This is a genomic window from Pseudomonas sp. TREG-RG-20F-10-E-6-01, from assembly GCF_022662455.1.
Lineage (GTDB): Bacteria > Pseudomonadota > Gammaproteobacteria > Pseudomonadales > Pseudomonadaceae > Aquipseudomonas.
Genome location: NZ_JAKNQP010000001.1, coordinates 251,356 through 270,642, shown reverse-complemented (window position 1 = coordinate 270,642; position 19,287 = coordinate 251,356). Strand labels below are relative to the sequence as shown.

13 protein-coding genes and 1 pseudogene are annotated in these 19,287 nt (G+C 58.4%); 5 read left to right on the top strand and 9 right to left on the bottom strand.

The window, feature by feature from the left end:
• Positions 1 to 313: 313 nt before the first annotated feature.
• The 4 genes and pseudogenes from L8K08_RS01335 to L8K08_RS01320 form a co-directional block, all read right to left on the bottom strand.
• Positions 314 to 721, bottom strand: coding sequence for an Imm50 family immunity protein (locus L8K08_RS01335; RefSeq protein WP_242193820.1), 408 nt, complete (start codon positions 719 to 721; stop codon positions 314 to 316).
• A pseudogene (locus L8K08_RS01330) lies at positions 718 to 5,399 on the bottom strand (RHS repeat-associated core domain-containing protein). The gene L8K08_RS01335 and the pseudogene L8K08_RS01330 overlap by 4 nt, the downstream one beginning before the upstream one ends.
• A gap of 234 nt (positions 5,400 to 5,633) precedes the next feature.
• Positions 5,634 to 7,115 (bottom strand): methyl-accepting chemotaxis protein, encoded by a 1,482-nt coding sequence (locus L8K08_RS01325; protein WP_242193818.1) that lies wholly within the window; start codon positions 7,113 to 7,115, stop codon positions 5,634 to 5,636.
• Positions 7,116 to 7,211: 96 nt separating this feature from the next.
• A complete protein-coding gene (locus tag L8K08_RS01320; protein WP_242193816.1) occupies positions 7,212 to 8,018 on the bottom strand; it encodes a TatD family hydrolase in 807 nt (268 codons plus the stop codon).
• Between the two features lie 235 nt (positions 8,019 to 8,253).
• On the opposite strand from L8K08_RS01320, the gene L8K08_RS01315 reads away from it, so the two are divergent.
• The 3 genes from L8K08_RS01315 (at position 8,254) to L8K08_RS01305 (ending at position 10,781) form a co-directional block, all read left to right on the top strand.
• The gene (locus L8K08_RS01315; RefSeq protein WP_242193814.1) at positions 8,254 to 9,675 is read left to right on the top strand and encodes a transglycosylase SLT domain-containing protein; all 1,422 of its coding nucleotides are present in this window, start codon (positions 8,254 to 8,256) and stop codon (positions 9,673 to 9,675) included.
• A gap of 104 nt (positions 9,676 to 9,779) precedes the next feature.
• Positions 9,780 to 10,214, top strand: coding sequence for a DoxX family protein (locus L8K08_RS01310; protein ID WP_145163204.1), 435 nt, complete (start codon positions 9,780 to 9,782; stop codon positions 10,212 to 10,214).
• A 258-nt stretch (positions 10,215 to 10,472) separates the two neighbouring features.
• On the top strand, positions 10,473 to 10,781 hold the full coding sequence (locus tag L8K08_RS01305) for a class I SAM-dependent methyltransferase (protein WP_242193812.1): 309 nt from the start codon (positions 10,473 to 10,475) through the stop codon (positions 10,779 to 10,781).
• A gap of 4 nt (positions 10,782 to 10,785) precedes the next feature.
• Here L8K08_RS01305 and L8K08_RS01300 read toward each other — a convergent pair whose 3' ends face one another.
• From L8K08_RS01300 to L8K08_RS01290, 3 genes are read right to left on the bottom strand one after another with little or no spacing between them, the layout of a single operon-like run.
• Positions 10,786 to 12,531 carry a Gldg family protein gene (locus L8K08_RS01300; RefSeq protein ID WP_242193810.1) on the bottom strand — a complete coding sequence of 582 codons (1,746 nt, stop codon included), beginning with the start codon at positions 12,529 to 12,531 and terminating at the stop codon, positions 10,786 to 10,788.
• A 15-nt stretch (positions 12,532 to 12,546) separates the two neighbouring features.
• Positions 12,547 to 13,272, bottom strand: a complete 726-nt coding sequence (locus L8K08_RS01295) for an ABC transporter permease (protein WP_242193808.1) — start codon at positions 13,270 to 13,272, stop codon at positions 12,547 to 12,549.
• Positions 13,269 to 14,195 carry an ABC transporter ATP-binding protein gene (locus L8K08_RS01290; protein WP_242193807.1) on the bottom strand — a complete coding sequence of 309 codons (927 nt, stop codon included), beginning with the start codon at positions 14,193 to 14,195 and terminating at the stop codon, positions 13,269 to 13,271. Before L8K08_RS01290 ends, L8K08_RS01295 begins: the two co-directional genes overlap by 4 nt.
• 241 nt (positions 14,196 to 14,436) lie before the next feature.
• On the opposite strand from L8K08_RS01290, the gene L8K08_RS01285 reads away from it, so the two are divergent.
• Positions 14,437 to 15,435: a hypothetical protein gene (locus tag L8K08_RS01285; protein WP_242193805.1), complete on the top strand. Its 999-nt coding sequence runs from the start codon at positions 14,437 to 14,439 to the stop codon at positions 15,433 to 15,435.
• Between the two features lie 129 nt (positions 15,436 to 15,564).
• On the top strand, positions 15,565 to 16,038 hold the full coding sequence (greB, locus tag L8K08_RS01280) for a transcription elongation factor GreB (RefSeq protein WP_083360479.1): 474 nt from the start codon (positions 15,565 to 15,567) through the stop codon (positions 16,036 to 16,038).
• A gap of 45 nt (positions 16,039 to 16,083) precedes the next feature.
• Here greB and L8K08_RS01275 read toward each other — a convergent pair whose 3' ends face one another.
• Positions 16,084 to 18,594, bottom strand: coding sequence for an ABC transporter permease (locus L8K08_RS01275; protein WP_242193803.1), 2,511 nt, complete (start codon positions 18,592 to 18,594; stop codon positions 16,084 to 16,086).
• Complete coding sequence (locus L8K08_RS01270) at positions 18,594 to 19,277, bottom strand: ABC transporter ATP-binding protein (protein WP_016972350.1); 684 nt, start codon at positions 19,275 to 19,277, stop codon at positions 18,594 to 18,596. The genes L8K08_RS01275 and L8K08_RS01270 overlap by 1 nt, the downstream gene beginning before the upstream one ends.
• Positions 19,278 to 19,287: the final 10 nt, after the last annotated feature.

The window sequence follows — 19,287 nt, the reverse complement described above, 5'->3', positions numbered from 1 at the left end:
TTTTCGGTTGGTCTGTCTGGATTTCAGCTATATCAACGCTAGAGTTATATGAGGTCTATCTTTATCTCTATCTATAGAGAATAAGACTATCTCTTTTGTTGCAATCGGTATGGAGAATACCTTGTTAAAAACACTTCTATCGAAATGATTCCAAACTTTATTTTCCAATCTCAGAATTAGGGTGGTCATTCGCACCCGGTAGTTTTCCTGCGCGCGTCTTTCCAATGGTACTTAAATGGAGATGAGTGCCCTGGTTTCCCAGCCTGAAATGGGTAAAGATATAAGTTTTAGTTTTGGTTCCATGGTTTTTTAGTTATTTAAAATAGTAATCATCTGGGCCGTTTATATATAAATTAGGGTCGCTAAGTGAAATGAATCTGGCTTTGAATTCTATTGAGGCATTTTCGCTGGTTGCGCGAAACTCGAAGTGGTCATTGTGTTTTTTTATTTCCACCTTGAATACCTCGTGGGCGGGTATGTTTTGTACTTTTAATTCTTTAATGTTATGACAAGTTAATCCTGTCCTGCAGGTGTTATAGCCTTTGTTCTTCCACTTTTCCGGCAACTGGTCCGGAAATTCTGGTATGTCAAACCCTAGGCCGACACAGGGTTGGTCGTTATCAATCCTCATGGAGAAAAGAGCAATCCTGTCAATTGCTATCGGTTGGCTAAAAATCTTTCCGAAAAATATACTTCCGTCTAATTCATTCCAATATTTCATTTTTGCTTCCTAAATGGATAGTGTTCCTTTGCCCCGGGTATGCTGCCTTTTCGGGGTTTATCAATTGGTCGTAAGTTGAAGTGTGCGGAATGGTCTCCTATTCCATCTGCTCTGCCAAAATTGTGCCCTGCTGAGTGGTCTTGTATAAGCACTTTTGAGCCGTCAGATTTTGTAAATTGATAGACCCTTGTGTCAATCGGTAAGCCGTTGTTATTCAATATATTTTTATCGTTCAGGTCTGTCATTCTTTCTATCTTGTATTGTTTTTCTCTTCCTGTTTCTGGGTCTACGAAGACGTCAGGGCGCTGCACCATTGGTATATTTGCATCTCTTTTAGCTTGCCTGAATGCTCCTTTGCGAGAAACTTCGGGAGTGTCCGGTTCGTCCGGTGTTTTACAGCGTGGCTGCCTCGTTCCTTTGGGTGGACAATTGGCAGTCAGCCCTAACGGATCTACCCACCCTGTAGGGTTAGGCACGTACTGGTACGCGTTGATTCCACCCGCCAGCTTTACCGGGTCCGGCGTCAGGTAACGACCAATATCTGGATTGTAGTAGCGATGTCGGTTGTAGTGCAGTCCGCTTTCCGGGTCGAAGTATTGGCCTTGGAAGCGCAGCGGGTTGTCTATTTTCCCGACATCTAGACGGGCTATTTCACCGTAGGCGCGGTAATGCGCGGACCAGACGATTTCGCCGTCGGGGGCTGTGAGTTCCTGCGGGGTGCCGAGGTGGTCGAGTTGGTAGTGGAACGGCTGGGTATTTTTTGGACCAAAGCCCTCCAGCAGGACCAGCGGACGGAAACTGTCAGGCTCGTAGATATAACTGCGATGCCTGTCCGCGTGATGCTCCGCAACCAGCTTGTCGCCTTGCCAAAAAAACTCGGTGGTGATGTCGTCGACGGTTTTGCTGATCCGTCGACCAAACGGGTCATAGCGATAGCTGGCCGTTTGCCCGTTCGGCTGGGTGATGCCGATAAGCCGATGCTGGCAATCGTAGCGGTACTCGGTAACGAGTTGATGACCCTTACTGAGTCTTTGGCGGATCAGATTGCCGAACGCGTCATAGTCATAATGATGATCGCCCTGAATCACCAACCGATTCCCCGCCACGATGTCCGGACCGGGGCGGTCCTGCATCAGCAGGTTGCCCGCCGGGTCGTGGCCAAAGCGCTCTTGCACGTCTTGCGAGTGATCGGCCCGGGTCAGACGGGCGAGGGGGGCGTAGTGGTAGTGGTGTTCACCTTTGCGCGTATCGAGCAGGCGGGTGAGGTTGCCGGATTTGTCGTAGTCGTAGTGGCGGCGGTAGAGCTTGTGTTCCTCTTGCGTCACCGCGTGGGCGTGTAGACGGTTTTGGTCGTCATAGTTGTAGTGGCTGAGGAGCTGACCTTGTTGGCGTTGGCGTTCTTTTCCGGTTTTGAACAGGTGAGAGGTGAGGGTTTTGCCGTTCAGCTCGACGGTGGCGAGGTGGCCGCTTTTGTCGTGGTTGAAGGTGAGGCGGTTGTTATCCGGCAGCCGCAGGTTTTTCAGTTGGCCGCAGGCGTCGTAGCCGTAGCGCAGGGTGCCCCAGCCTTGGTGGTCGGCGGTGAGGCGGTTTTGGCTGTCGTATTCGTAGGCTAACGCCCAGTGGCCGTCGTCGACGCTGAGGAGGTTGCCCTGGCGGTCGTAGGCGTAATCGACCACTCCACCGTCTGGAAGAGTTTTTCGTACGAGGCGGCCGGAAAAGTCTCGCTCGTAGCGGGTGACTAGCTGACTGCCGTCATCGCCGTGTTCGGTTTTCTCCAGTAAGTTGCCGCTGAGGTCATACACGTAAGTCGTGCGCTGACCGTCAAAGCCGATTTCCTGCTGGATCAGCCCGTTTGGGTGGTAATCAAGTCGGTAGGTCTCGCCGACTTCGTTTTCGATCTCGGTCAGCAGTAACCGCACGTTGTCGTAGCGGTAGTTGACCTGGGTACCATCAGCATTTATGCGACGGCTGATCAGGTGCAGGCCGTCGGCGTATTCGTAGCGGGTGACGTGGCCCAGTTCATTACGTTCAGAGGTGATTTTTCCGTACGGGTTGTGGCTGAATTCCCGCGTGGCACCGCCTGGAAGTACGACACGAACCAACCGACCCACACCGTCCCACTGATACTGCGTCAGCGCGCCATGCTCATCCTCACGCGCAACTTGCCGCCCTAAGTCGTCATAGCGATAACGCTTAACCCCGCCATTCGGCAGTTGCTCTTCGACATGCTGCCCACGCTCATTCCAAACCAGCCGATGACAACCGTTATCCGGATACCAAACCCCAATCAACTGCCCGTGCTTGTTGTAGGTGTAGTCCGTAACGTGGCCGTCAGGATCTGTCTGACGCGTAACGTCGCCTTGGTCATTGCGCTCATACTTCCAAACCGCTTCACCCCGCCGTACGACCCGTACGAACCCGTTGTCATGCTCGTAGGAAGTCGGCTCATCCTCCCCAGGAAACAACGCCACCAAACGTCCGGCGTCGTCATACTGATACGCCGTCACCGCCCCCAGCGGGTCCTGCTCAACCGTCAGGCGGCCTTTGTCATCGTAGGATTTGAAGTGCTCAGCGCCATCGGGATCAATCCGCTGCACCAGCCGCGCGCGCTGGTCATGGACGTAAACTTCCTGGCTTCCATCAGCGTTATGAACCGTGACCCGACCGCCGTCCTCCCACGCATACCGCGTGTCCATCTGCGAAAAACTAGCCCAGTGCCGAACACATCGCGCGGCCTTGCCAGACCGTTCCCACGCCCAAAAGAAACTCGCCCCACCGGCCAGCTGCCGCTCAAGAATGACGTGCTGATCGTCGTACCGATAAACCTCGCTTTCACCGACAGCATTGGTCGCCGATACCAGTCGTCCCGCCTCGTCATAGACGTAGGAAACGACGTTCTGCTCCGTCACCCAAACATACGGCTCACGGCCTTTGGCGCGATGAACTTGATAGTCCACCGCCACAATTCGGCCCAGTTCGTAACGCAAAAACAAACAACGGCCGACACCGTTATCCAGCCGCTCAATCCGCCCCAAACGATCACGAGAGATGCGCAGCCGGTTGTCATACGCATCACTGATTGCTGTCAGCTGACCGTCGCGAAAGTGATAAAAACGTGATGCCTGAGCCAACACCAGCTCATCAGGCAGGGCACCCAAGTAGATCGCCGCTTCGGCCAGGCTGTTGGTGATCGCCGGCCGAGAAACGGAAGGCAACGGAAACTCAGTACTGCGATTCTCATGATCCGTCCAAACCACCGAATCACCTGAAACCACCAACCGCTGCGCCAGCGAATGACTCCAACCAAACCCCAACCCACAATCCACTTCCACCGCACTGGTGCGGTACAGCCGCGCCCACTCAAACGGCACAATCCCGTCCAGCGCGCCATCGGTAAGCGTCAGCAATTCTTCCCCGGTCACCATCGACACCGGGCAGCCATTGGTGGCGGTCTTGTCCGCAGGCGCCGCTGCATCTCCCTGCGGGTTCTTCGCAGCGGCCGGCACATCATCCACATGTTCCTGGCGCACCAACGCCGTCCGCTGCGTCTTGCTGCGAACCGCAGGCACCGGGTTGGATACCAACTGATCCCCAGCCTTTAACGGCGCAACCGGCACCGTCTTGATCGGCGTCGCCGCACTACTCAACAGCAACGTCTTAACCACCTCGGCATGCGACTCCAACCGGGGCATCACCAGCTTTTTAGCCAGCAACTCCAGCAGATCCCGCCCGCGTCCAGACTTCATGTGCCCCAGCACCTGCGTACCCAGACGCACCGCCACGCCCATACCCGCCGTCGCCCAGATCAGCAGCAGGTTGATCAACACCTCGCCAGTGATTTGCCCCATCAGCTCATTCATTTCTTGCGGTGGCAGCATGCGCATCCAGCTGACCATCGCCGACACATAAATGAACAACAGCGGCTCATCGCTGAGCACCAGCAGGCCGATGGCGATCGCGTCGTTGCCGAGCTTCAGCAGCTCATCGAGTTCGGTTTGGGAGATGTAGTGCAGCAACTTTTCGCTGTTAGGCTTGATGTCCGCCAACATGTCGTACAGCTGCGTTATGTTGTCCCACAGGCTGTAAAGCGCTTTGCCCATGCCATTGAGAAAGGCTGCCTCCAGCAGCCGACGCCGGTCCAGCGGAGTAGCGTCCGTATAGGTTTTCCACTGCGCCTGAAACGTGCCGTTCCACTCGTCGCGCAGACGCACGTCCAGTTCTCCGATCACCGACTGATAAGACGCATACAGCGCCTTGACGTGATCCTTGGAAACGTTGGGATAGAAATTGATTCGGTACTGCTGGTTGCGATCACACGCGGTGATTTCGAGAATGCCGCTGGGGCCGATGGTCTTGTGGATCGGCTCGCCCAGGGGGCCACCGTTGGGGTCGATGCGTTGCAACACCACGGGCGTGTTGCCATGGGCACGAACTGAGTACTCTGGAACATGTGCACCAGGGTCAACGTGCCGTTGGCCTGGCAGGTGGCGACGGTGCTGCTGGGAATGATCGAGCGGTTGATGGGGGCGACCAGCGCCACTTCCTCCCCGACTTTAAACACCTGCTCGACATCCAGCGCCGAAAAGCTCCAGAAGCTGGACGCCCATTCATCAAAGGTGTTCAGGCAGCCCCGGAAATCACGTAAGACGCCTTCAACATCCGGCGCTTTGACGTCCATGGGCCTCAAGGCCAGCCGGCCAATAGCCGGGTTCAAAAGGCAGCCCTTTCAGCCCAGGTAGTCATTGAGAAATACATCGGCGGTCCCTCGCACTGAATAGTCAGGCGAGAGACTTTGAAGAGGTTCGTCAGGTAAATATGTCGGCGCTATTCGCCGGGGAGGCTAGGAGGTTTCGGCAACATTTCGGGTAAACGCGAGGGCGATCGTAGGAGTCGGATTACAGGTTAAAAAGTCCTATAGCTTCAACTGCCCAATCGCTTTGCTCAACTCCCCGGCCAACGTCGCCAGCTCATTGCTGGTGGTCGCTGAATCCACGGTCTGCTGCACCGTGTTTTCGGTCACATCACGAATGCTCACCACGGCGCGGTTCATCTCTTCGGCGACATGGCTTTGCTGTTCGGCCGCCACGGCGATCTGGGTATTGCTTTCGCGCATCTGCGCCACGGCGCCGGTGATTTCGGCGAGGGCCGCGCCGGCTTCCTGGGCTTGCTGTACGCAGTCGTCGGCCTTGAACGAGCTTTCCTGCATGAAGTCCACCGCGTCGCGGGTGCCGGCCTGCAGCGCCGAGACCATGTGGGTGATTTCGTCGGTGGAGCTTTGCACGCGTTTGGCCAGGTTGCGCACTTCGTCGGCGACTACGGCGAAACCACGGCCCATTTCGCCGGCGCGGGCGGCCTCGATGGCGGCGTTGAGGGCGAGCAGGTTGGTCTGTTCGGCGATGCTGTGGATCACGCCGACCACGCCGTTGATTTTCTGGCTGTCCTCGGCGAGCTTCTGAATCATCTCGGCAGTCTGTTGCACGCCGGTGGAAAGCCCGGCAATCGAACGCTGCACCCGGCTGACCACTTCCTGGCCGCTGCCGGCGAGGGTGTCGGCGGTTTGGGACAGGTCGCGAGTGGCGCCGGCGTGCTGGGCGATGTGGTAGACGGTGGCGGTCATCTCATTGATCGCGGTAGCGGCCTGATCGGTTTCGCTTTGCTGGCCGAGCATGCCGTGTTGCACCTCGTTCATGCTGCTGGCCAGGCGCGCGGCGCCATCGTCCAATTGCTGCGCGGTGTGTGCCACGGTGCTGACCACCCGCTGGTAGCCGGCTTGCATGGCGTTGAAGGCGCTGGCCATCTGGCCGACTTCGTCCTTGCAGGCCAGGGGTACGCGGGCCGACAGGTCGCCGGTTTTTTCGACGTGCAGCATCACGTCCTTGAGGGTGTTGAGTTGGCTGAGCAGAAAGCGGATCAGCAGTTGCGAGGCACCGAGCATCGCCAGCATCAGGATCAACACCGCCACCGCGTAGTTGGCGAAGCGTTCGCCGAACACTTGGCTCAGGCTGCGTCCGTAGGCCAGCACGGCGATCTGCTGGCCGTCGGCGCGCGCGATCACGTCGGCACCGATCAGCGGGTTTTCACCGAACAACGGCATGTGATTGAGCTCGACCCAACCGCTGGCGTTGCCCAGGGCTGACAGATCCTGATCGGCCAGCTGTGGGACTTGTCCACGGGTAAACGTCAGCCAATGCTCGCCCTTGGGCAATGGCTTGTCGGCGGGCCAGGCACTCAGCAACCGCGCCTGCGCCTGTGCCGAAGCCTGGGCGGCATCGCTGCGCGCCTGTTGCTCGAGTTGCACGGCGTAGAGCACGAGCAACAAGGTGGTGATGAAGGCGACCGCGTTGACGGCCCAGAATTTGTATTTCAGCGAGATATTGCTAAGCCAGGCACCCATGGAAGGTTTTCTCTGATAGCGGAAACAGCATTGGCAAGGTGCCATTATTGTGCCGCTACTCAGGAAGCCGGTTTTGACATGGGTCAATGCGCCGCATTAATCCACTTGAGGCAAACCAAAAAACGCCCGCGAACAGGCGGTGCTGTGTGCGGCCACGTCTTCCAGGGTTTCGTTGCGGTGCAGGGCGACTTCGCGCAGTACTTGCGGCAAGTAGGCCGGTTCATTGCGGCCGTTTTTCGGCTTGGACCGCAGCGTGCGCGGCAGCAGGTAGGGCGCGTCGCTTTCCAGCATCAGACGGCCACGTGGGATTTCCCTGACCAGCGGGTGCAGGTGCGTCCCACGGCGCTCGTCGCAGATCCAGCCGGTGATGCCGATATGCAAGTCGAGGTCGAGGTAGCTGAACAGCGCCGATTGTTCGCCGGTGAAGCAATGCACCACGGCGGCGCTCAGGTGGTCGCGGTAATCCTTGAGGATCTCTAGCAAGCGCTGGTTGGCGTCGCGCTCGTGGAGAAACACTGGCAGTTTCAGCTCGACGGCGAGTGCCAGGTGTTCTTCGAGGACTTTTTCCTGTTGTGGGCGCGGGGAAAAATCGCGGTTGAAATCCAACCCGCATTCGCCCACTGCACGCACGCGGCTTTCGCTGAGCAAACCCCGCAATTGCCGCGCGCTGTCGCCGTTCCAATCGCTGGCGGAGTGGGGATGAATGCCGGCGGTGCTGAACAGGCGCTGGCCGCTGTCATCGAGTTTTATGCAAAGCTCCAAAGCCTGCTCGCTGCCTTCGACACTGGTGCCGGTGAGCACCAATTGCTGCACGCCGGCGGCATAGGCACGGTCGAGAACGGCCTGGTGCCTCTCGTCGAAACTGGGGTTGGTCAGGTTGACGCCGATATCAATGAGTTGCATGGTGCTATCTCCGCCTGCGGCCGGAAAGCATATCAGAGCTGTAGATTTATAAGAAAAACGAAGAACTACAACAAGTTATAGCTGTCTTTGAACGTCGCAAGTGACATTGTGGTCGGTCGTACGCCTTCCTCCATGCCACCGTTGCGCGCCTTGCCAGCGCATAAAGCGCTCTGTTTCTGACCTCCAGCCCTTCGCCTTTCGCAGGGTGCTGGCCAGTATTCTTTCCGGAGAGCGGATGATCCGACCCTCGGCGTTGCTTGTGTTGTGCCTGACGTTACTGCTGCCCATGGCGGCGGTCGCACGTCTGGATGGGCCGCTGGAAGTGACCAAGCCCGGCAAGGTACGCGACCTGGCGCAGATTCGCTCCAGTCGCACGCTGCGTGTGCTGGTCAACCAGAGCCGTAACAGTTCCGGTGAGGTTCAGGGCCAGGCCATCGGTGTTGAGTACCATCGCCTGCGCGCCTTCGAGCAATACCTGAACGGCCACGCCCGTGACGGGGAAGAAATCACTCTCAAAATTATCCCGAAAGCCAAGGACCAACTGCTCGGCTCGTTGGCCCGTGGTGAAGGCGACCTGGTGGCTCCCGGTGAATTGCTTGATGTGAAGGCTGCGCACAAGATCAGCACCAGCGACCCGATTGCCAGTGATGTACCGTTGTGGCTGGTTGGCGTGAAGGGCGAGCGACGCTTTACCAAGCTGGAGCAGTTGTCCGGGCGCACGCTGGCCCTGACTACCGGCAGTGCAGCGGCGGATGCGATCAATCAGGTCAACCAGCAACTGGCCCTGCACAAGCGACCGCCGGTGAAGGTGGAATGGGTCGATCCGACCTTGGCGGTGGAAGATGTATTGGAGATGGTCCAGGCCGGGATCTTCCACCTCACCATCGTCGAGAAACCCATTGCCGAACGCTGGTCGAAAATCCTGCCCAAGCTGCGCTTTGATCGGCAAGTGGCAATCAGCGAGCCGGGCGATGAGTACTGGTTTGTGCGCCAGGATGCCTCAATGCTGCGGGCCAGTATTGACCGTTTCCTCAAGACCTACCGAACCCCGGCCGACCAGGACGTGGCATTCCAGCGTATCTACCGACGCCTTTATCAGGTGCGCAACCCATTGGCCCGCGCCGACCGTCAGCGCCTGGAGAAACTGCGCCCGGTGCTGCAAAAGCATGCGCGAGAGCAGGGCATGGACTGGCTGAACCTGGCGGCGCTGGCGTTCAAGGAGTCGGCGCTGGACCCCGGCGCGCGCAACAGTGGCGGCCCGACCGGGCTGATGCAGATCACGCCTTCGGCGGCGCAGCGAGTGGGCGTCAACAATATCGAGAGTCTGGACAGTAATGTGCAAGCGGGTGCCCGGTATCTGGCGATGATCCGTCGCAAGTTTTTTGCCAGCCCCAAGCTTAACGAGCGCGAGCGTATGGCCTTCGTGCTGGCGGCTTACAACATGGGGCCGGAGCGGGTGCAAGGCATGCGGGCCGAGGCTCGGCGCCGCGGTCTGAACCCCAACCAATGGTTCTTCCAGGTCGAGCGTATTGCCATGGAGCAAGTGGGCATGGCTGGCGTCAGCTATGTTAATAGCGTGAACAAGTACTACTTGGCGTTTGATCGGGAGCGGGAGTCTCTGGAACCGTCAACGCCAAAACTTGCCTCGCGTAAATAATCGGATTTATAGATGGTTATTAAGCGATTTTTGCGCTTTTATCATTGCCTTATCCGATTAATATAGCGGCCAACCCACCCTCTACCTGGAAAAGGATTAGTACCATGAGCCCACTGATCAACCGTATCCTGTCTACCCGCGCTGGTTATGGCCTGACCATCCTGCGAATTTTTGTCGGCATCATCTTCGCTGCCCATGGTTCGCAAAAACTCTTTGGCTGGTTTGGTGGCTACGGCCTGGCGGGCACTGCGCAGTATATGGAAAGCCTTGGGCTGACTCCGGGCACCTTGATGGCGGTGTTGTCGGGCGGCACGGAATTCTTCGCCGGCCTGGCGTTGATCATCGGTTTGCTGGCGCGCCCGGCGGCCTTGGGCCTGACCTTCCTGTCGCTGGTGGCAATCTTCTCGGTGCACATTCACAACGGGCTGTTCATGGCCAACAACGGTTATGAATTTGCCCTCGCCTTGCTCGGCGGCTCTTTGGCGGTGCTGCTGGAAGGGGCGGGCAAATTGTCTGCCGACCGCGCCATCGCCCGCTGATACCCAGTTAAAACCCGGAAAAAGCCCGCCCTGTGCGGGCTTTTTCGTTGCTCGGGATTCTTGACACTGCCCCACCGGCTTCTCTAGGATGCTGCTCATGCGCCGATTTAAACAGCTAATTGCGGGGCGCCACTGGGCTCGATACAGCCCGACAGAAGCATGCGCTCATCCAGAGGCAGGCTTCGAAATACCGCTAAAGCGCTGGTTCGGTGTTGCCTCTCACCTGCCCGCAGACTTTTGAGGCAGAGACACGACACGATGAATGCACTTCGCCCCCTCATACGCCTGGCCCCGATCACCGCGGACCTGACGCAACGCAATCCGAAAATCCTCCTGGGTGGCAAGCACCAGCCCACGCTGCTGCGTTACCTCGATGGCTGGCCGCGTCGCACCGGGCGAACTTCGGCGTTCCTGATCCAGTTTGTGGAAGATGGCGACTCCCTGGCCCGCTTTGCCGCCAACAGTTTCGACCTTGCAGTGATTCAGGCGCCCAGCGCCGCTGATGCCGATGAAGTCATCCGTCAGCTGACGCGCATTGCCCGCCAGGGACTGATCGCTCGTCGTTGAGTGCTTAAAGCAGGTTGGCGGTCAGGGCTGATCGACGTCGCCGGTTGTAAAGCGATACTGTCCACGCGATAAAGCACACCAGCAGCGGTACGGCGCCGATTAGCAGCAGTTTCAGGGTTAGCTCCAGTTGATGCACCGATGCGTAAGCCTCGACCTTGAGCGCCTGTAACTCCATGGGCAGTCGCAGGCGTTCCTTGTTCAGTGCTTGCAACTGGGTATTGGTATTCACCGCTTGGGTGCCGAAGCCGGTGTCCGGCGGTTTCAAGCGTTGCCATTCGTGCTCGGTTCGCTCAAGCCGTCGTTCAAGTTCCCCTGCCTTTTGGGCGTAGGCCTGTGCAGCGGCTTCGCGCCTGTCTGAAAGCGGGTTGGGTGATTGGTTGGCCATTGCACGGGGCCGAATGCTCGCGAGAACATCAGGAGCCGCCAGGTTATCCAGGGTATTCAAGACAAACGTAACGTTGCCGTTGGCGGCTGAGCTGATGACAGAGTCCATGAGTAAATCAGTGTCGGCGACCACCACCACCTGAATGTCTGCAGCCTTTTGCAAACCAGCGGGCTGCCCGTCGACACCGTCTGGAAATGCCGAATAGGCGGGGCCGCTGAGGCGAGCCGCTATCACCTGGCGTTGGCCGACAGCAGACGGTTGATCGATTTGTGAGTCGAGTGCGCTGGCTGATGCAAAGCGCGCGGCGTCCAATAGCGCAGACTGCGTGGAGCTTTGCAGCAGCGGGGTGAGCAGCGTGCGGCTTTTCCTGAGGCGAGAAAGTGCGCCACTGCTCGAGACAATCACCGTATTCAGTTTCCACGCGCTGACGTCGTCCGCCGTCATCGCCTGGCGTGGCAGGCTCAATCTGGCCGGATGGAAGACGGTCGGCTCGCCAGCGCCGGAAGACGCGGACGAGGCATAGAGATTATCCACCAGCAGCTTGTCCGCCGGCATCTGTACGCCCCACGCGGCAAGCAGGCCGTCCAGCGTGGAGTTTGCCGGCGCGGCGTCTGCCGCGCTCTCGCTCAAAGGGTCGAGAAAGATCATCAACTTTCCGCCCCTGAGTACAAACTGTTCGATCGCGTACAGGGTTCGCTCGGGCAGTGCACGCGGGTGGACGACCATCAGTGTCCCGATCGATTCAGGCACCTGTGGAATGTTCGATGCCAGGCTTTCGAGGGTGAAGTGCTGACGCATTTTCGTCAGTAACTGCCCGGCGGACTCGTTCAACGCCAGCCCTGTCAGCACGCCAACAGTGGGTGGCGCTGGGTGCCCCAGTGTGTAGATCAAGTGGCTTATTTCATACTCGAGCACCGGCTCGTCATCCAGGCTGAATGCGTCGATACGTTGTGCGGCCTGGCCTGCACGCACGCCTATCAGACCGAGAAACCCGTGGGTGTCGTCCAGCCCGAACAGGCCCGCTTTATAGGCCTCTTCTGAATAAGGCGCCGGATCAATAACGTGCAAGTTAATCCTGCCCTTGGCGGCTTTTTCGAACTCTTCAAGCAAGTCTTCCACACGCTCGCCATAGCGTTTCAACGCCTGGCTTTTTCGCGGGTCATGGCGTGAGTTGAAGTAATACAAATCCACGGGGGCCTCAAGTGAGGCGAGCAGATGCCGTGCCTGCGGCGACAACGTATGGATTTTGTGTTGTGAAAAGTCCCAACGGATATCGGGAAGGTTGTTTACCCAGACCAGATTAAAGGCCAAAAAGAGTAATGATATGACCGTAAGTGTCATACCCGTGCGAATAGCGGATCGCATGCGGTGCTTTCCTTCTCAACGGGCTTTGTAATTGAGTGTGACTGCTGTTGCCGCAAGAAAGGCAAGGATCACGCTGACGAAGTACAGGCTGTCATGGAGTGTCAGTTTGCCGTTGTCGAGAGCGCCAAAGCGTAAGATCGGGTCAAGCGCGATCAAACTGTCTACCACCCAAATAGGCGCCTGGTGCTCAAGGGCATCCAGTGCTGAAGAAAGCATGCTGACGGTAAGCAGCAAACCGAGCGTCAGTAGGAAAATGACGATGCGCCGGTGGGTCAGCGCGCAGATAAAGCATCCCACCGATAGATAACTTCCCGCGAGCAACCCGCTTGCCAGAAATTGTGACGTGATAACGGCGTTGTCCGCGGCGCCCAGGTAGTTGGCGACAACCACCAGAGGAAAGGTCAGGGCCAAGGCAATGCCACACACGACCCATGCGGCCAGAAATTTTCCCAGCACGCGCTCGATGGTCGTGATGGGCAGCGTTTTCATCATGTCGCGCATGCCAGGGTGATGTTCGTCCGACCACAGCTGAGTTGACAAGGTTGGAATCAGCAGCAGGTAGAGCCAAGGGTGTAGCTGGAAAAACACTTGTAAGTCAGCACCGCCTTCTTCGAGCCACGGGCTCGTATTCAGCCCCAGTGCCGCGCACAGCAGCACAAACGCAGCAACACTCAAGTACGTGCCTGGCGTACGGGCATAGCTGACGAGTTGACGCTTGAAAATCACCGGCAGCAGTTTCACAGAGATACCTCATGACTCAAATGGCGAACGACTTCGTTCAGGCGCCCTGTTTCCAGTTTCAATGACGTTATGTTCCAGCCGCGGTTGGCGATCAGTGCGTTGATAGGGGGATAGATGCTGTGCCCGGGCAGGGCCAGAACGGTCACGGTGCCGGGTGTATGCCGGTCTTCCTCTATGCCTGCGACGCCGGGTAAGACGGCCAGTGCGAGTAAATCCAGAGGGGTTTCTGCGGCCAGGGTGACTGCCCGGTAGTGTCGGGATTTGCGCTGAAACTCGGACAGCGGCGTGTCAGCCACCAACTGGCCGCGCGCGATGACCAGCGCCCGCGTGCAAAGGCTGGCCAGTTCGTCGCAATGACGCGAGGCGATAATCACCGCCATTTCTTCGGTCAGGGACTGGACCAGTGTTCTGAATTTGAGCCGTTGATTCGGCGCCAGTCCTTCGCTCGGTTCATCCAGCAGAAGCAGGCTGGGTGAATGCAGGATGGCTTGGGCGATGGCTACCTTGCGCTTCAAACCTACGCAAAGCGCACTGATAGGAACGTTGAGCACACGCGACAACTCCAGGCGCATGGCCGCTCGATCCACCCTGCTGCGTTTTTCAGCCCCGCTGAACCCTCGCACGTCGGCAATGAAATTGAGAAAGCCTTTAACGGACATCGTCTGATGGCTGAGCCCGGCCTGGAGTTGATAGCCGAGAACTTTGCGTGCTTGAAGTGGATGGGTCTGGGTGTTGAACCCATGGACGGTGATGGACCCGGAGGAGGGGTTAGCGATACCGGAGATCAAGTTCAGCAAGGTTGTTTTGCCGGCGCCGTCTTCCCCGAACAGACCGATACACTCCTGGCGCTGAGCAAACAATGAGAAATTGTTGATTACATTACTTTTGCCCAAGTGCTTAGTCAGGCTGCTTATCTCGAGCATGTTTTTACCGATTAAGTTTGGCTGAGCGAAGGAGAACGTGCGTGTTGTGGATGGATGAACTTTAAAAAGGTTACGGTTAATCAATACGCTTGGGAACGCGCGGGCGAAGTTATAAGAAAACTCCTACGTCAAGCCGGATAACTTACTGAAACAATTGCGCTGTTTCGAGAATGGTTAACGGTCGGATTTTTTATCTGGCGTTTATGTAAGGTTTGCTCTTTTGTAACGAGACCTGATTATCATGATGCTTCTACGTACTCTTGTTCTTGAACGCAGTGGCCAGGACGCCCCGGTTAACGGTGCGCTGCTCTGCGGGTTTGCTGTTGCCCAGATCGACTGCAACTTTCTCGTCTATAGCCTTGATGAAGAGACTGAGCCGGGCAACTCCAGGGTTTACATCGCTGCGTTGCGTAAAAAACTTGATCGGCATTTTCTGGGCAGTATCGAGTCCAAAGAAGACCTGCAAGTGGCCATGCAAGTCTTCAAGCAAATCCTGATGGCCGCGGCAGCCTCCGGCACTAAGGCCAGCGCAGTGAACGACAGTTCGATTGCATTCCATTTTATTGATTTGAAAGGCTGCAAATTACCGCCCGCCAGGCCCGAGGATCATCATTCGATGATCATCAAGAAGGCATTGGTAATGAAGGTGATTACCCTGGGCATGTCTGCGCCTGTCTTGCCTGCGATCGAAAGTGCTTCCTTGATCGTGCCGTCCATTCGCTTCTCATCACAAATGATCCCGCCCGCCAGAACTTCAAACCCACCCATGCCCGTCGAGCCGCCGGTGCTTGAGCCTGTGGTTGCTGAGGCGTTGGATATTCCCGTCGCAACTGCACAGAAGGAAGCGCTGGCAGAGCCAGTTGCACAGCCGGCTCAATTGACACCCAGTGAACCCGCGCCATTGCAGCGCCCCGTTGAAATGGAACATGCATTGATGCCTGAACTGGACAGTACGCTGACCAATCTTGCCAAGGTCGCCCAGGACCTGACGCAACAAAAAAACGCGGTCATTGAGCGAGAAAAAGTGCTTGAGCAGTGGCAGGCCCGACTGCAACAAAAACAGGGCGAACTGGATGAAAAGGATCGTCAGTTGGAGCAGCACGCGACGCAATTGCAGGAGCAGCAAGCATACGTCAGCCAAAAAGCCCAGAAGCTGGCGCTGGCGATGTCGCAGGTGTCGGGTATGCGACAACGTTTGCAGGGTGTGCTGCTTGAGTTGGATCAAACCCTGGAAGGCTAGAGTGAAGCAATGTGCTTGCCGATCTGGCTACTTTTCATAGTTCATTTATCATCACCCCCGCCAGTCGACGCCAAGGCATGATGCTGTGGCGTTTCGGCACCATTGGACATTGTCTGGGGATGCAAGCGTTTGAGTACCAAGCTGATTACCAAAGAAGGTCATGAGGCGCTAAAAAAAGAGCTGGATTATCTGTGGCGTGAAAAACGTCCGGACACCACGCGTAAAGTGACCTGGGCAGCGTCTCTGGGGGATCGCAGCGAAAACGCGGACTACCAGTACAACAAGAAGCTGCTGCGCGAAATTGACCGGCGGGTGCGTTACTTGCGCAAGCGGCTGGAAGATATGCGCGTGGTGGAATACATGCCTGAGCAGGAAGGCAAGGTATTCTTCGGCGCCTGGGTTGATATCGAAAACGAGCAGGGCGAGACCAAGCGTTTTCGTATCGTTGGCTATGACGAGATTTATGAGCGCATGGACTACATCTCCATCGACTCACCGATGGCCCGGGCGTTGCTCCGTAAGGAGGTCGACGATGAGGCCATCGTGCAAACCCCGACCGGCGAGGTGTGCTGGTGGATTACCGGTATCGAGTATGTGAAATAAACGCTGCTGGCCCGTACTCCGAATAGCGTACGGGCCATCAATGTTTCAACCTTCGCGCAATACCGTCAGTGGGCTGGCATTTAACGCACGGCGCGTGCCGAATACGCCGGCACCGCCGATCAGCACGGCACCGATCACCGGCAGCAGCAACAGCCACGGGTGAGGGTGCCAGGCCAGGTCGAACGCGTAGCGGTACAACACCCATGTCACCAATTCCGTACCCAGCGCTGCCAGCAGGCCGCTGACTGCGCCGAGCAAGCCGAACTCGATGCGGCGCGCCTTGACCAGCAACTTGCGCTCTGCACCCAGTGCACGCAGCAGCGCCCCCTGGCGAATGCGCTCATCCAGGGTGGCCTGCAAGCCGGAAAACAGCACCGCCATGCCGGCCGCCAGTACAAACAACAGTACGTATTCCACCGCCAGGGTCACTTGGGCGAGGATGCTGCGCAACTGCTCCAGCAAGGCCTCGACCTGCAGGATGGTGACGGCCGGGAACGCCCGGGACAGGTCAACGATCTGCTGATCATGGCCTGGCGCCAGGTAGAAGCTGGTCAAGTAGGTCGCGGGCAGGTCCTTCAAGGTGCCCGGTTGGAAGATCATGAAGAAGTTGGGCTGGAAGTTATCCCAGTTGATGGTCCGCAGGCTGGTGACGCGCGCTTCACGATTTTCTCCGCCGACGGTAAAGATCAGATGATCGTTGAGTTTGAGCTTCAGGCTTGCAGCGACCTTGGCTTCCACCGAAACCCCGGGGACTTCATCGCCTGGTTGCTGAGACCACCAGGAGCCGGCTGTCAGCACATTGCCCGGTGGCAGGTCGGCGGCCCAGGTCAGGCTCAAGTCACGCTGCACCGCTCGGTCGCCGCTCGAGTCTTTGCTGACAATTTCCTGCACCGCTTCGCCATTGATGCTGATCAGTCGGCCCGGCACCACGGGGTACAACGGCGCCGATTGCGCCTGTACCTCCAGGAGTCGGGCGCTGAAGGCGTCCTTGTCGGCCGGCAGGATGTTCAGGGCGAAATAGTTGGGCGCATCCTTGGGCAGCTGGTTTTGCCAGGTGTCCAGTAACTCGCCACGCAGCAGGGCGATCAAGCCCATGGACAGCAGGATAAGGCCAAACGCCAGCGACTGCCCGGCCGCCGCCAACGGATGACGCAGCAACTGTCCCAGGCCCAGACGCCAGGGCAGCGTGGCGCGGGCCAACAAGCGCCGCAAGCTTTGCAGCAACAGCAGCAGCAAGCCGCCGAGGATCAGCGCAGCCACTACACCGCCGCCCAGCAAGGCGAAGGTCAGCACCAGGTCGAGGCTAAGGCGCCACATAATCAGGCCGAGCGCCAACAGCGCCGCGCCATACACCATCCAGGTACTGGACGGGATCGGCAGCAGGTCACGGCGCAATACCCGCAGCGGTGGTACACGCCCCAGCGCCGCCAGCGGCGGCAAGGCGAAACCGGCGAGGGCGACCAGCCCGGTGCCGATGCCTGCGACCGCCGGCAGCAGCCCGCCGGGCGGCACGTCCGCCGGCAGCAGGTCGTGCAGGAAATAGAACAGACCAAACTGCGCCAGCCAGCCAAGCAGGGCGCCGGCCAGGCTTGCCGCCACGCCCAGCACGCTCAGTTGCAGGGTGAACAGCAACATTGCTTCGCGGCGCGACAGCCCAAGGCAGCGCAACAGTGCGCTGGCATCGAAACGCCGGCTGGCGAAGCGATTGGCCGACAATGCCACCGCCACGCCGGCCAGCAAGACCGCCACCAGGCTAGCCATGTTCAGGTAGCGCTCGGCCTTGCCCAGCGCGCCGCCGATCTGCTGGTTGCCGTCTCGCGAATCCTGCAGGCGCTGGTTGGCGGCGAGGCCCGGCTTGACCAGGTCGCGATAGGTTTGCAGTGCCGTGCTGCCTTGAGGCGCGCGCCACAGTTCACGGTAACTCACGCGGCTGCCGGGCTGCACCACGCCGGTGGCATCGAGGTCGGCAAGGTTGATCATGACGCGGGGTGTAAGGCTGTAGAAGTTACCGGCGCGGTCTGGCTCGTACGTCAGTACGCGCGTCAGTCGCAGGGTCTTCATGCCGACATCGATGCTGTCGCCGACTTTCAGGTCCAGCGCCGTCAGCAGCCTTGCTTCCACCCAGGCCTCACCGGGCTTGGGTCCACCGCCAGGAGTTTCAGTGCCGAACGGTTCTGCCGCACTTTTGAGCTCGCCACGCAGCGGGTACTGCTCGTTGACCGCCTTGATGCTGGAAAGCTGAATGCCATTATCCGTGGCGATGACGCTGGAAAACTCAACGATGCGGGCATGATCCAGGCCCAGTTCAGTCCCGGACTTGATTTGTTCGGGACGGGCTGGCGAGCTGCCTTCAAGCACCAGGTCGGCGCCGAGGAACTCGGTGGCACGCAACAGCATGGCGCCATTGAGACGCGCACCGAAGTAACCGATGGCAGTGCTGGCCGCCACGGCCACCACCAGCGCGAAGAACAATACGCGCAACTCGCCGGCGCGGGCATCGCGCAGCAATTGACGCATGGCAAGGCTGAACAGGCGCAACAGCGGCAAACGGGCCATCAAGGCTCCAGGGGCGCGACCATCAGGCCGGCTTCAAGGCGGATCAGGCGTCGGCAACGGTGGGCCAGGCGCTCGTCGTGGGTGACGAGTACCAGGGTCGTGCCGCTTTCTTTATTAAGTTCGAACAGCAGGTCGCTGATGCGTTCGCCGGTGTGGCTGTCGAGGTTGCCGGTGGGTTCGTCGGCAAACAGCACATCCGGTTCGGCGGCGAAGGCTCGGGCGATGGCAACCCGTTGTTGCTCACCGCCGGAAAGCTGGCGTGGCGAGTGGGTCAGCCGCTGGCCCAGGCCGACGCGCTCAAGCAGGTGTTTGGCGCGCTCGCGAGCGTCCTTGCGGCCGTCCAGCTCCAGCGGCAGCATGACGTTTTCCAGGGCATTGAGACTGTCGAGCAGCTGGAATGACTGGAAGACGAAGCCGACGTGCTCGGCGCGGATGCGTGCGCGTTGGTCTTCATCCAGAGTGCTCAAGGCTTGGCCTGCCAGTGTGACTTCGCCACTGCTGGGCAGATCGAGGCCGGCCAACAGGCCCAGGAGGGTGGATTTGCCGGAGCCGGAGCTGCCGACGATAGCCAGGCTATCGCCCTTGTTCAGTTCCAGGCTAAGTTCGTGCAGGATAGTCAGTTCACCTTCCGCGCTGGGAACCACTTTGCTAAGGTTTCGCGCGGTGAGAATGCTTGCGCCCATGGAGAATCCG